This window comes from Pseudomonas sp. ARP3 (assembly GCF_001029595.1).
Classification (GTDB): domain Bacteria; phylum Pseudomonadota; class Gammaproteobacteria; order Pseudomonadales; family Pseudomonadaceae; genus Aquipseudomonas; species Aquipseudomonas rhodesiae.
This window is the reverse complement of sequence record NZ_LEKF01000001.1, coordinates 299,170-312,153: the sequence shown is the minus strand read 5'-3', so window position 1 is coordinate 312,153 and position 12,984 is coordinate 299,170. Positions and strand designations below refer to the sequence as shown.

The 12,984-nt window shown below is 65.6% G+C and carries 1 protein-coding gene; it reads right to left on the bottom strand.

What is annotated here, in order from left to right:
* Positions 1–42 precede the first annotated feature (42 nt).
* Positions 43–12,936: a non-ribosomal peptide synthetase gene (locus tag ABX75_RS01405; RefSeq protein WP_047881331.1), complete on the bottom strand. Its 12,894-nt coding sequence runs from the start codon at positions 12,934–12,936 to the stop codon at positions 43–45.
* Positions 12,937–12,984: the final 48 nt, after the last annotated feature.

The window sequence follows — 12,984 nt, the reverse complement described above, 5'->3', positions numbered from 1 at the left end:
ATCGGGGGCAAGCCCCGATAACGCCCTCACAGACAGCGAAGATCAAAGCCCTTCCAACTCCGCCATCAAATCACTCAACCGATCCACCTTCTCCACGCTGATCTCACTGCCCGCCAACCCGTCGATGTACTCGGCCAGTTCCGCCACGCTGCTGCACTCGAACATCGCGCGCAGCGGTACGTCCCGTTGCAGGGTTTTCTGCACACGCGAGGCAATCTGTGTGGCCAGCAGTGAATGCCCGCCAAGCTCGAAGAAGTTGTCCTGCACACCAACCCGCTCGACTTTGAGCACTTCGGCCCAGATGACGGCCAGGGTGGTTTCCAGTTCGTTGCGTGGCGCCAGGTAATCCTGGCGATGCAACTGGCCGATTTCCAGGACCGGTAGAGCGTTGCGGTCGAGTTTACCGTTGGCGTTGAGCGGCAGGCGTTCAAGCCATAGCCAATGCAGCGGCACCATGTACTCCGGCAGTTCGGCGCGCAGGCGCTGTTTGATACGGTCCAGACGTTCGCTGGGGTCGAGCGCGGCATCGGCCGCCACCAGGTAGCCCACCAAGTGTTTGCCGTTGACGCCGTCCTGCACGCCGACGGCGGCATCGCGCAGGTCGGCTTGTTCGTGCAGACGCGCTTCGATTTCCCCCAGCTCGATCCGGTAGCCGCGAATCTTCACCTGATGGTCGATCCGACCGACATATTCCAACACCCCATCGCTGCGCCGCCGCGCCAGGTCGCCGGTGCGGTACAGGCGTTCGCCCGGCGCGCCGAACGGGTCGGGCACAAAGACCGGCGCAGTACGCAACGGGTCGCCAACATAGCCGCGCCCGACTCCGGTGCCCGCCACGCACAACTCGCCGACAGCGCCTTGGGGCACCAACTCCAATGCGCCATCGAGCAGGTACAGGCGGTTGTTGTCGGTGGGTGTGCCAATCGGCAGATAAGTGCCACGGGTCGAGGCCAGGTCGACGCGGAAGAACGCCACGTCATCGGAACATTCCGCCGGACCGTACGCATTCACCAGGCCGATCTCGGGGTAGCGTTGCAGCCACTGGTGCGCCAGTTCAGGCGGCATCGCCTCGCCGGTCGGCAGCATCCAGCGCAGGCCGTCCAGGTGCAGGCGCTCCTGGGCGAGCATGCCCTGAATCAGCGACGGCACGCTCTCCAGCACGCTGATGCCCTGGGCCTGCACATGGGCCAGCAAACCTTGCGGGTCGTGGGCGATGCTGTTCGGCACGATGTCCACCCGCGCGCCAAACAACGGCGCGGCGAGGAATTGCCACACGGAAATATCGAAACTCTGGGAGGCGGTTTGCGCGATCACATCCGCTGCGGTCAGGTCCAGGTACGGCACTTTGCTCAACTGGTTATTGAGCATGCCGCGCTGTTGCACCATCACGCCTTTGGGCAGGCCGGTGGAGCCGGAGGTGTAGATCATATAGGCGAGGTTGTCGGGGCCACTGTAGACACCCGGGTTCTCACCACGGGCCGGCACTTCGTCCCATACCAGCAACTGGCAGTCGATACCGTCCAACAACGCGATGGCCTGTTCGCGACACGCCTCGCTGCACACCAGCAGCGGCGTACGGCTCAGCTCGATAAGGCGGCGCAGACGCTGGCTCGGCAAGCCCGGGTCCAGCGGCAAGTAGCCGGCCCCGGCCTTGAAGCTGCCGATGATCATGCCCAGCAATTCCAAGTCGCGTTCGGCCAGCAACGCCACCGGTTGATCCAGGCCGACACCCGCCGCGATGAGTGCGTGCCCCAGGCCATTGCTGCGGCGATTCAGTTCCTCGTAGCTCCAGTGCCGGTCCAGGCAACAGGCGGCGATACGCTGTGGATGCGCGGCTACCTGGGCTTCGAACAGCTCCACATAGCTGCGCTCCAGTGGGTAGGCGTGTTCGCTCTGGTTGCAGCCGTGCACCAGGAAATCGCGCTCCTGTTCGCCCATCAGCGGCAAGTCGGCCATGTCGCCATGGAAGCCCTGCACCAGCGCCAGCAGCAGGCGTTTGAACTCGGCAAGTAAACCTTGCACGGTGCTTTCGTCGAAATAGCGTTGGTCGTAGGACAGGTGCAAGCCCAGGTCATCGCCCGGATAGCACACGGCCGTCAGCGGGAAATTGGTGTGGGTGCGCCCGGAATCCGAGGTGGCGTTCAGGCTGTGGGCGCGGTCCAGTACCGTGGTGTCCACCGGGGCGTTTTCGAACACGAACAGGCTGTCGAACAACGGCTGGCCCTTGGGCAGTTCGCTGTGTTCCTGGATAGTCACCAGCGGCAGGTATTCGTACTCGCGCAATTGCATATTGCTGTCGAGCAGGCCGTTCAACCACTGCCGCACGCTGCAGGGCTGGCCGTCCTCGGGCAGTTGCACCCGCAGGGCGATGCTGTTGATAAACAGACCGACCGTGTGTTGCATCTCGGGCATGTCCACCGGACGACCGGCCACGGTCACGCCAAACACCACGTCACGGTCTCCGCTCACCCGACGCAGCACCAGCGCCCAGGCCGCCTGGGCGAAAGTGTTGACGGTCAGTTGATGGGCCTGGGCCAATTCACGCAGCTGTGCGCCGTCGTGCGCATCGAGGCGGGTGTAGCAGTCGCCCACCACCATGCCGCCGCTGTGGCCGGCGTGTTCGCGCAGGAATGGGCGGTCGCTGGGGATCGGCGTGGTGCGTTCGAAGCCTTTCAGGTTCTGTTGCCACCACTGGCGCGCTTCGCTCAGGTTGCGGCGTTGCAGCCAGGCGATGTAGTCGCGATAGCGCGGCGGCGTGGCCAGCTGCGCGTCGCGGCCTTCACCCAGCGCCAGGTAGATTTCGAAGAAGTCGTTCATCAGCAACGAACGGCACCAGGCATCGATCAGGATGTGGTGGTTGCTCATCATGAACCAGTAGCGCGCCTCGCCCACGCGAATCAGCCGCAGGTGGAACGGAGCCTGGTTAAGCAGATCGAAACCGGCCTCGCGCTCGGCCTTGAGCAGCGCTTGCAGGCGCGGCTCATGCTCGGCCTCCGGCGCGTGGCGCCAGTCCAGGTACTCGATGGGGGTGCTACCCGGTGCGTGGATCACTTGCAGCATGTCTTCGCCGACGTTCCAGCAGAACGACGCGCGCAAGGCTTCGTGACGGGCGATCACCGCTTGCCAGGCCTGGGCGAAACGCTCGGGGTCCAGCTCGCTATTGATGCGGTAGCGATCCTGCATGTAGTACAGGCCAGTGCCCGGTTCCAACAAGGTGTGCAGCAGCAAACCTTCCTGCATCGGGGTCAGCGGGTAGACATCTTCGATCACATGGGCGGGCACCGGCAGGCTGTCCAGTTGTGCCTGAGTCAGACGCGCCAGAGGGAAGTCCGACGGAGTCAGGCCACCGGCCTGGTCGCTGAGGCAGTGTTCGGTCAGGCTGTGCAACTCGGCCAGGTAAGCCTCGGCCAATGCGCCGATGGTGCGCGCATCATAGCGTTCGCGGCTGAAGGTCCAGCGCAGCAGCAATTCACCGCCGTAGACCTGGCTGTCCACGCTCAAAGCATTGGGCAGCGGCGCGTCCGGGTCATGGGCCTGGCCGGCCGGCTCATCCAGCGGATGGAACAGCGCATCGGCGCCGAAGCTCTGGTCGAACTGGCCAAGGTAATTGAAGGTGATTTCGGCGCTCGGCAGCGCCGCCATCTGCTGCTTGCAACCGGCGTCCGCCAGGTAGCGCAGCACGCCATAGCCCAGGCCCTTGTGGGGCACCGCGCGCAGCTGTTCCTTGATCGCCTTGATCGAATCGCCCTGCCCGTCTTGGGGCGTGAGGCGCAGCGGGTACGCGCTGGTGAACCAGCCGACGCTGCGGGTCAGGTCGATATCGTCGAACAGCGGTTCGCGGCCGTGGCCTTCCAATTGGATCAACGCCGAGGCGTGGCCGCTCCAGCGGCACAGTACGCGGGCCAGGGCGGTCAGCAGCAGGTCATTGACCTGGGTGCGGTATGCGCTGGGCGCCTGTTGCAGCAACTGGCGGGTGCGCTCGGCGTCCAGGCGCAAGCTGACGCTGTCGGCATCGCGATTGCGCAGCGCGCCATGGGCACGGTCCACCGGCAACGCCACGTCAGGCCCGGCCAACTGCGCTTGCCATACGGCCAGTTCTTCGCGCAGGGATTCGCTGCCGGCATACGCCTGCAGGCGCGCGGCCCAGTCACGCAGCGCGCTGGTCTTGGCCGGCAGGCTGACCGACTGGCCGGCGCTCAACTGGCGGTACACCGTTTGCAAATCTTCGAGCAGCACACGCCACGACACGCCGTCCACCACCAGGTGATGGATCGCGATCAGCAGGCGTTGCTGGCCCTCGGGCCCGTCCACCAGCAGCGCGCGCAGCGGGCCGTGTTGCAGGTCGAGGCTGCGCTGGGTGTCGTTGAACAGCGCGGTGCACTGCGCCATGTCGCGTACCTGGGCCTGCATCAGCACACCGCCATGGGGTACGGCCAGGTGTTCGGCGTGCCACTGGGCGTCGCGCCGGGTAAAACTCAGGCGCAGCGCATCGTGGTGCTCCAGCACCGCCAGCAGCGCTTGCTCCAGACGGTGCGGGTCGAGCAGTTGCAGCGGCTTGAGCAGCAGCGCCTGGTTCCAGTGCTGACGGTTGGGCATCGGCGTTTCGAAGAACCACCGTTGGATCGGCGTCAGCCCCGAACGACCGGTGAGCACGCCTTGCTCGGCGCGGATGTGCTCGGTGCGCGTGGCCACGGCGGCCAAGGCCCTCACGGTCTGGTGCTGGAACAGGTCACGCGGGCTGAAATGAATCCCGGCCTGGCGTGCGCGGCTCACCACTTGGATCGACAGGATCGAATCGCCGCCCAGTTCAAAGAAGTTATCGTCCAGGCCCACTTGCTGCACATTCAACACGGCGCACCAGATCGCGGCCAGGTTGCTTTCAAGGGCGTTGCTTGGCGCCACGTAATGTTGGCGGTTGGCCTCCGGGTCGGGTTGCGGTAGCGCGCCGCGATCGAGCTTGCCGTTGGCGGTCAGCGGCATGCTGTCGAGCACGATCAGATGCGCAGGCACCATGTAGTCCGGCAGTTGCGCCTTGAGGTGGGCTTTGAGGGCCTCGCGCAGGGGGCCGTGCTCGGCGTCGCTGACCAGGTACGCCACCAGTTGTTTGCCGCTCGGCGCTTCCAGCGCCAGCACCACCGCTTCGCGCACCTGGCCGTGTTCCAACAGACGGGTTTCGATTTCCCCCAGCTCGATGCGAAAACCGCGAATCTTCACCTGATGGTCGATTCGCCCCAGGTACTCCACCAGGCCATCGGCGCGCTGGCGCACCAGGTCACCGGTGCGGTAAAGACGCCCGCCATCGGCGGCAAACGGGTCGGCCACAAAGCGCTCGGCGGTCATGCCCGGACGTTGATGGTAACCCTGGGCCAGACCGGCCCCGCCGATGTACAACTCGCCGCTCGCGCCCTGGGGCACCAGGGCCAGATCGGCATCCAGGATGTACGCCACGCGCTCACCGACAATGCTGCCGATCGGCACGCTGCCAGCGCCCTCCTCCCACTGCGGCGGCGCCAGGCTGGCCAGGGGCATCACCACGGTTTCGGTGGGGCCATAGGCGTTGAAAAACAGCGCGGGCTGGAACGCCCCACGGATGCGCTGCAAGTGTTCGCCGGTCAGGGCTTCGCCGCCGGTGATGCACATGCGCACCGGCAATGTCTGCCGCTGGGTCGCCAGCCATTGCGCCAACTGGCTGCCGTAGCTCGGGGTAAAGCCCAGCACCGTCACGCCATGGTTGCGTATCAACCCACAGATCTGCTCGGCATCCCATTGCCCCTCAGCCCGCAGCACCACGTGTGCGCCGCTGAGCAACGGCACCAGCAAACGCTCGGTGGCGGCGTCGAAGTTGATCGAATAGAAGTGCAATTCGCAATCGTCGGCGCGCATGCCGAAACGCTCGATCACCGCCTGGCAGTGCATGGCGATTTCACCGTGGGACACCACCACGCCTTTGGGCTTGCCGGTGGAGCCGGAGGTGTAGATCAGATAAGCCTGATGCTGCGCCAGGTTGATGCACGGCGGCGCCTCGGCCGGGTAATGGCCCAGCACCGGCAGGTCATCTTCCAGGCACCAGCAGGCTACCGTGGCCGGCAGTTCGCCGAGGGCTTCGAACATCGCCGCATCGCTGAGCAGCAGGCCGATGCCGCTGTCGTCGATCATGTAGTGCAGGCGATCGAGGGGGTATTCCGGGTCCAGCGGCACATAGGCGCCGCCGGCCTTGAGGATCGCCAGCAGGCCAACCACCATCTCCAAGGACCGGGGCAATGCCAGGCCGACCCGCACTTGGGGGCCCACGCCACGCTCGCGCAGCATCCAGGCCAGGCGGTTGGCGCGCACTTCCAGCTCACGGTAGCTGAGGGTTTCACCGGCAAAGGTCAGCGCCGGGGCGTCGCCACGTTGTCGTGCCTGTTGGCTGAACAGCGGATGCAGGCATTGATCCAGGCGATGCACACCGGGCTCGGCGCCCAGGCTGCGCTGCAAGTGGCGTTGTTCAGCGGCGCTCAGCAACGGCAATTCACTCAAGCGCTGGTGCGGGTCGGCGATCAGTGCTTCGAGCAGGTTGCGCCAATGCTCGGCCATGCCCGCGATGCGCGGTTCGTCGAACAGGTCGGTGCTGTAGGTCAGGCAGCAACCCAGGCGATGGTCGAGGTCGGTGACTTCCAGGTTGAGGTCGAACTTGGTGGCGCGCGCATCGTTGGCCAGGTACTCGACGGTCATGCCGGCCAGTTGGCGGCTCTGTTGGAATTCCCAACGCTGCACGTTGCACATCACCTGGAACAGCGGGTTGTACGCTGCACTGCGCGGCGGTTGCAAGGCTTCGACCAAGTGGTCGAACGGCAGGTCCTGATGGGACTGGCCTTCGATCACGGTGTGACGAACGTGCTCGAACAATTCGTGGACATTCATCTGCCCATTGAGCTGGCAGCGCAGCACCTGGGTGTTGAGGAACGCGCCGATCAGCCCCTCGCTTTCCGGGCGGATGCGGTTGGCCACGGGGGCGCCGATGCGCAGGTCGGTCTGGCCGCTGTAGCGGTAGAGCAGCACCGCCAGGGTCGCGGTCATGGTCATGAACAGCGTCAAGCCGCGCTCGGCATTGAACGCCCGCACCCGCGCGGCCAGTTCGTCGCTGAGGTCGAAGCGATACAGCTCGCCCCGATGGCTTTGCACCGGCGGCCGCGGACGGTCGGCGGGCAGTTCCAGCAAGGGGTGTTCGCTGCCCAGTTGCGCGGTCCAATAATCCAATTGGCGCTGGCGCTCGCCGCTCTCCAGCCATTGGCGTTGCCACACGCTGTAGTCCAAGTACTGCACCGGCAGCGGCGCCAGCGGCGACTCGCGCTCGTCGATAAACGCTTCGTACAGCGCACTGAGTTCACGGGCAAAAATGTCCATGGCCCAGCCTTCGGTGACGATGTGGTGCAAGGTCAGCACCAGGTAGTGCTCCTGCTCGCCGGCCTTGACCAGGCACGCACGCAGCAACGGCCCGGTTTCCAGGTTGAACGGTGTATGGGCTTCGTGATCGGCCAACTGCTGCAGGCGTTGCTGGCGCTCGGCAGCACCGAGGGCGGACAGGTCCTGCCAGTCCATGCGCACGCCGGTCTGCGCCGCGACGTGCTGGCAGGCCACGCCGTCGACGCTGGGGAACGTGGTGCGCAGGGTTTCGTGACGCATGATCAAGGCCTGCAACGCGGCTTCGAAACGCCCCACATCCAGCACCCCGCGCAAGCGCGCCATGCCGCCGACGTTGTAGGCCGGGCTGTCCGGTTCCATCTGCCAGAGAAACCACATGCGCTGCTGGGAATAGGACAGCGGCACCGGCTGGCGACGGTCGACCCTGGCGATGGCGGTGTGCTGATTGCGCTGACCGGCCGCCTGGATCAGCGCGACCTGTGTGGCAAATGCTTCAAGCTCGCTGGCGTCGAACAGGGTACGCAACGGCAGCTCGACATCGCAGGCCTGGCGGGTGCGGGAAACGATCTGGGTGGCCAGCAGGGAGTGGCCGCCGAGGGCGAAGAAATCATCGCGCAGGCCCACCTGCGTCACCCCGAGCACCTCGCGCCAGATCGCGGCGATCTGCTGCTGCAACGGCGTCGCGGGCTCCACATGTTCGCGGGTGTGCCACAACGGCTCAGGCAACGCGCGACGGTCGAGTTTGCCGCTGGGGCTCAGGGGCATGGCATCCAGGTGCATCACCTGCGCGGGCACCATGTACTCCGGCAACTCGGCGGCCAGGGCAGCTTTGACGTCACGTTCATCCAATGGGGTGTGCGCGGTGTAGTAACCGATCAATTGCCCGTCGCGCACCAACACCACGGCCTGGGCGACGCCGTCCAGGGCCAGCAGGCGCGCTTCGATTTCTTCCGGTTCCACGCGGAACCCGCGCAGCTTGACCTGCTGGTCGAGGCGACCGAGGTATTCGAGCACACCGTCGCGGCTCCAACGCACACGGTCGCCGGTGCGATACAGGCGCGTGCCGGCTTCGCCCAGCGGGTCGGCAACGAAGCGTTCGGCGGTCAGCCCGGCACGCCCCAGGTAACCGCGCGCCAGGCCGATGCCGGCGATGCACAGCTCACCCGGCACTCCGGCGGGCAGTGGGTTGAGGTGCTCGTCGAGCACGCGGCAGATCACATTACCCAGCGGCCGACCAATCGGCGAGCGCTCGCCGTCCTCGGCCTGGCAGTGCCAATGGGTGACGTTGATCGCGGTTTCGGTCGGCCCATAGCGGTTGTGCAACTGCACCGCCGGCAACTGCGCCAACACGCGATTACGCAGCTCGGCGGGCAAGGCTTCGCCGCCGGAGAACAGGCGGCGCAGGCTGGTGCATTCGGCGGCCAGCGGCTCGTCGATAAACAGCTGCAACAGCGGCGGCACAAAGTGCAGCGTGGTCACGCCGTAGGTCTGCACCAGTTGCGCGATGCGATGTGGGTCGCGGTGTTCGCCGGGCCCAGCCAGTACCAGGCGGCAGCCGCTGATCAACGGCCAGAAGCACTCCCATACCGACACGTCAAAACTGATCGGCGCCTTCTGCATCAGCACATCGCTGGCGCCGAGCCGATAGGTGGCCTGCATCCATTGCAGGCGCTCGGCCAGAGCCCCGTGGGTGTTGCCCACGCCTTTGGGCTGGCCGGTGGAGCCGGAGGTGTAGATCACGTAAGCGAGGTTGTCGCCGTGCAGGTGCAGGCCCGGCGGCTGGGTCGGCCAGCTATCCAGGTGCAAGCTGTCCATGGCGATCACGCACACGCCCTCGGCGCTCGGCACGCGATCGAGCAGTGCGGTCTGGGTCAGCAGCAGGTGCACGCCGCTGTCCTTGAGCATGTAGGCCAGGCGCTCGGCCGGGTAGTCCGGGTCCAGTGGCACGTACGCGCCGCCGGCCTTGATGATCGCCAGCAGACCGATCAGCAACTGCGGCGAACGCTCGGCGGCGATGGCCACGCACACGTCCGGGCCGACGCCTTTGTCGCGCAGGTAATGGGCCAGGCGATTGGCCTGGGTATGCAGCTGGGCGAAGCTCAGGCTGCCGCCGTCCCACACCAGCGCGGTGGCGTCCGAGGTGTGTTGGTTGAGGGCTTCGGGCAGCCATTGTTGCGCCGGTGCGCAGGGCGCGGCGTTCCATGCCTGCTGTTCATCGTGCGGCAGCAGCGCAAGGTCGCCGAGGGCCAGGTGCGGCTGTTCGCACACGCCGTGCAGCAGGTGGATAAAGTGCTCGGCCAGACCCTGGATAGTCGCCGCCTCGAACAGTTCATCGGCGTAGTCGAACGACAGACTCAGGCGCCCGTTGCGGTCCTCTTCACTGTGCAGTTGCAGGTCGAACTTGGCCTCGCGGCTGTGCCATGGCAGCTCGTCGGCGAGCATGCCCGGCAGGCGGCGCAGCGCGCTCAAGTCCCGCTGCTGATGGTTGAACATCACCTGGAACAACCCCTGTTCGCGAGCCTGGGGGAAGGCTTCTAGGAGTTGTTCGAATGGCAGGTCCTGATGGGCCTGGGCGCCCAATGCGGTTTGGCGGGTAGCGGCCAGCAACTCATTGAACGGCAGGCGCCCATCCAGCTCGGCGCGTAGCACCAAGGTGTTGATAAAGAAGCCCACCAGGCCCTGGGTTTCCTGGCGCGGGCGGTTGGCGCTGGGCACGCCGATACGAATATCGCGCTGGCCGCTATAGCGGTAGAGCAAGGTCTGGAACGCCGCGAGCAGCAACATGAACGGCGTGGATTCATGGGTCTGGGCAGTCTGGCGAAGCGCTTCGCAGAGGCTCGCGCTCAAGCGCACGCTATGCCGCGATGCGCTGCGGCGGTGCTGGGCCGCACGTGGGTGATCGGTCGCAAGGCTCAGCACCGGGTGCTCATCGCCCAGTTGCGCCTGCCAGTACGCCAGTTGACGCGAGCCCTCACCGTCGGCCAGCCATTGGCGCTGCCAACTGCCGTAGTCGGCGTAGCTTACGGTCAAAGCTGGCAGCGTCAGGGTTTGGCCCTGAACAGCGGCCGAATACAGGCGCGCGAACTCGTCGAGCAGGATCGACAACGACCAGCCATCGGCGATGATGTGGTGCAGCGTCACCAGCAACTGGTGGTCTTCGTCGTCCAGGCGCACCAGGGTTACCCACAGCAGCGGACCTTTTTCCAGATCGAACACGGTGCGCGCTTCGTCCTCGCGAATCTGCTGCGCGCGGGCTTCACGCTCGGCGGCGGGTAAATCGCTGAGGTCGATCAGTTGCAAGTCGAACGTGACTGCGGCGTCGATGCGCTGATAGGCCTGGCCGTCGCGCTCGTAAAAGCGCGTACGCAGGGCGTCGTGGCGCTGGATCAACTGCGCGAAGCTGGCGCGCACCGCGTCTTCATCCAGTTCGCCGCGCAGGCGCAGGGCGCCGGGGATGGTGTACGCGCTGCTCTGGGGGGCGAGTTGCCAGGTGATCCACAGGCGATTCTGCGCCAGGGACTGAGGCAGTTCGTCGTGCGCAGGCAAGGCGCGGATGGCCCCTTGAGCCACCCCGCCGTCCTGTTGCAGGTGCGCGACCTGTGCGGCAAAACCCTGCAGGGTCGGTGCCTCGAACAACAGGCGCAGGTTCAGCTCCAGACCCAGGCTTTCACGCAGGCGCGCAATCACCTGGGTGGCGCTGATGGAGTTACCACCGAGCAAGAAGAAGTGGTCGTCGGCTGCCACGCTCGCGACCTGCAGTTGCTCGCACCAGATCGCGGCGATCTGGCGCTGCAGTTCGGATTCCAAGCTCGCCTCAACGGCCAACACCTGCCGATCAGGGAATTGCGCGTAACAATCGAGACTGCCATCGGCATGGCGCAGTGCGCAGGCGGCGCGCTGCACCTTGCCGCTGGAAGTCTTGGGCAAACCGCCGGGGTTGAGCAGCACCACCACACACGGCGCTTCTTGATAGGCCTCGGCCACCGCTTGACGAATCGCTTTGATCAACGCTTCGGGCGGCAGGATTTTCTGCACGCTGCGGCTGATTTCGGCGGCGATGCCGATACCTTCCAGGCCCTGATCACTGACGGCGAACGCCGCCACCCGGCCCTTGCGCACCACTTCCACTTCGCGCTCGATGGTCTGCTCGATGTCCTGGGGATAGAGGTTGTGGCCGCGCACGATCAACAGATCCTTCAGGCGACCGGTGATGTACACCTCGCCGTCGCGCCGAAAGCCCAGGTCACCGGTGCGCAACCAGGTACGCCCGGCGTGCGACACAAAAGTCTTGGCGGTGGCTTCGGGGTTACGCCAGTAGCCGTGGGCGATGCTCGGCCCGCTGGCCCAGAGTTCGCCGACGTGGTTGTCAGCCAGTTCGCGCAGGCTGTGGGGGTCGACGATCAACACCGCGTGGTCCGGCTGCGCCGTGCCGCAGCTCATGATCGCACTGCCCTGCCCTGGCTCGGCGCGGTTGGCGGCCAGTGCCGCATCGTCCACCCGCAGCGCCGGGATGCCCTGGCCACGACGGCCGCCGGCCACAAACAGCGTGGCTTCGGCCAGGCCGTAGGAGGCAAAAAAGTTGTTGGGGCTGAAGCCGCACACCGCAAATTTTTCGGCGAAGCGTTCCAGGGTATCGAGGCGGATCGGTTCGGAACCGGAATAGGCCACGCGCCAGCGGCTCAGATCGAGACGCTCCAAGGCCGACTCGCTGACCCGCTCACTGCACAAGCGATAGGCAAAGTCCGGACCGCCGCTGATGGTGCCGCCGTATTCACTGATCGCTTCCAGCCAGCGCAACGGCCGACCGAGAAAGTACGCCGGCGACATCAACACACACGGCACGCCGCTGAAAATAGGTTGCAGCAGGCCGCCGATCAGGCCCATGTCGTGGTACAGCGGCAGCCAGCTGACGATCACGTCGTCCGGGTTGAGGTCGATGCCGAAACCACGGCGGATCAGCACTTCGTTGGCCACCAGGTTGCCGTGGCTGACTTGCACGCCTTTGGGCAACGCGGTGGAACCGGAGGTGTATTGCAGAAAGGCGATATCGTCGGCTTGCAGGTCGACCGCGACCCACTGCTCAACGAGCTGCGCGTCAAGGGTGTCGACGCTCAACACCGGCGGCGCGTTGTCGAGTTGCGCCAGGCCGTCGCTCAGACTGGCGATGGTCAGCAACAGGCGCGGCTCGGCGTCGCCGATGATCGACAGCAGGCGCTCCTGATGATGGCGACGCGTGGACTCCGGCGGATAGGCCGGCACCGCGATCACCCCGGCGTACAAGCAACCAAAGAACGCTGCGACGTAGTCCGGGCCGCTGGGGAACAACAACACCGCGCGGTCGCCCAAGCTCGCCTGCGCCTGCAACGCTGCTGCGATGGTGCGGGCGCGTTGGTCCAGTTCGCGATAACTGAGCACCACGTTGTGCTCGGCCGACTCGGCGAGAAAACGCAACGCCACCTGATCCGGGGTGTGCGCGGCGCGATGTTGAAGGGACTGGACCAATGTGCGGGGAAGTTCGAAGGCGTCCATCATGGGGTTCCTGCCTGAAATCGGCTTACGGGGAAATCGGAAAAATGGGCT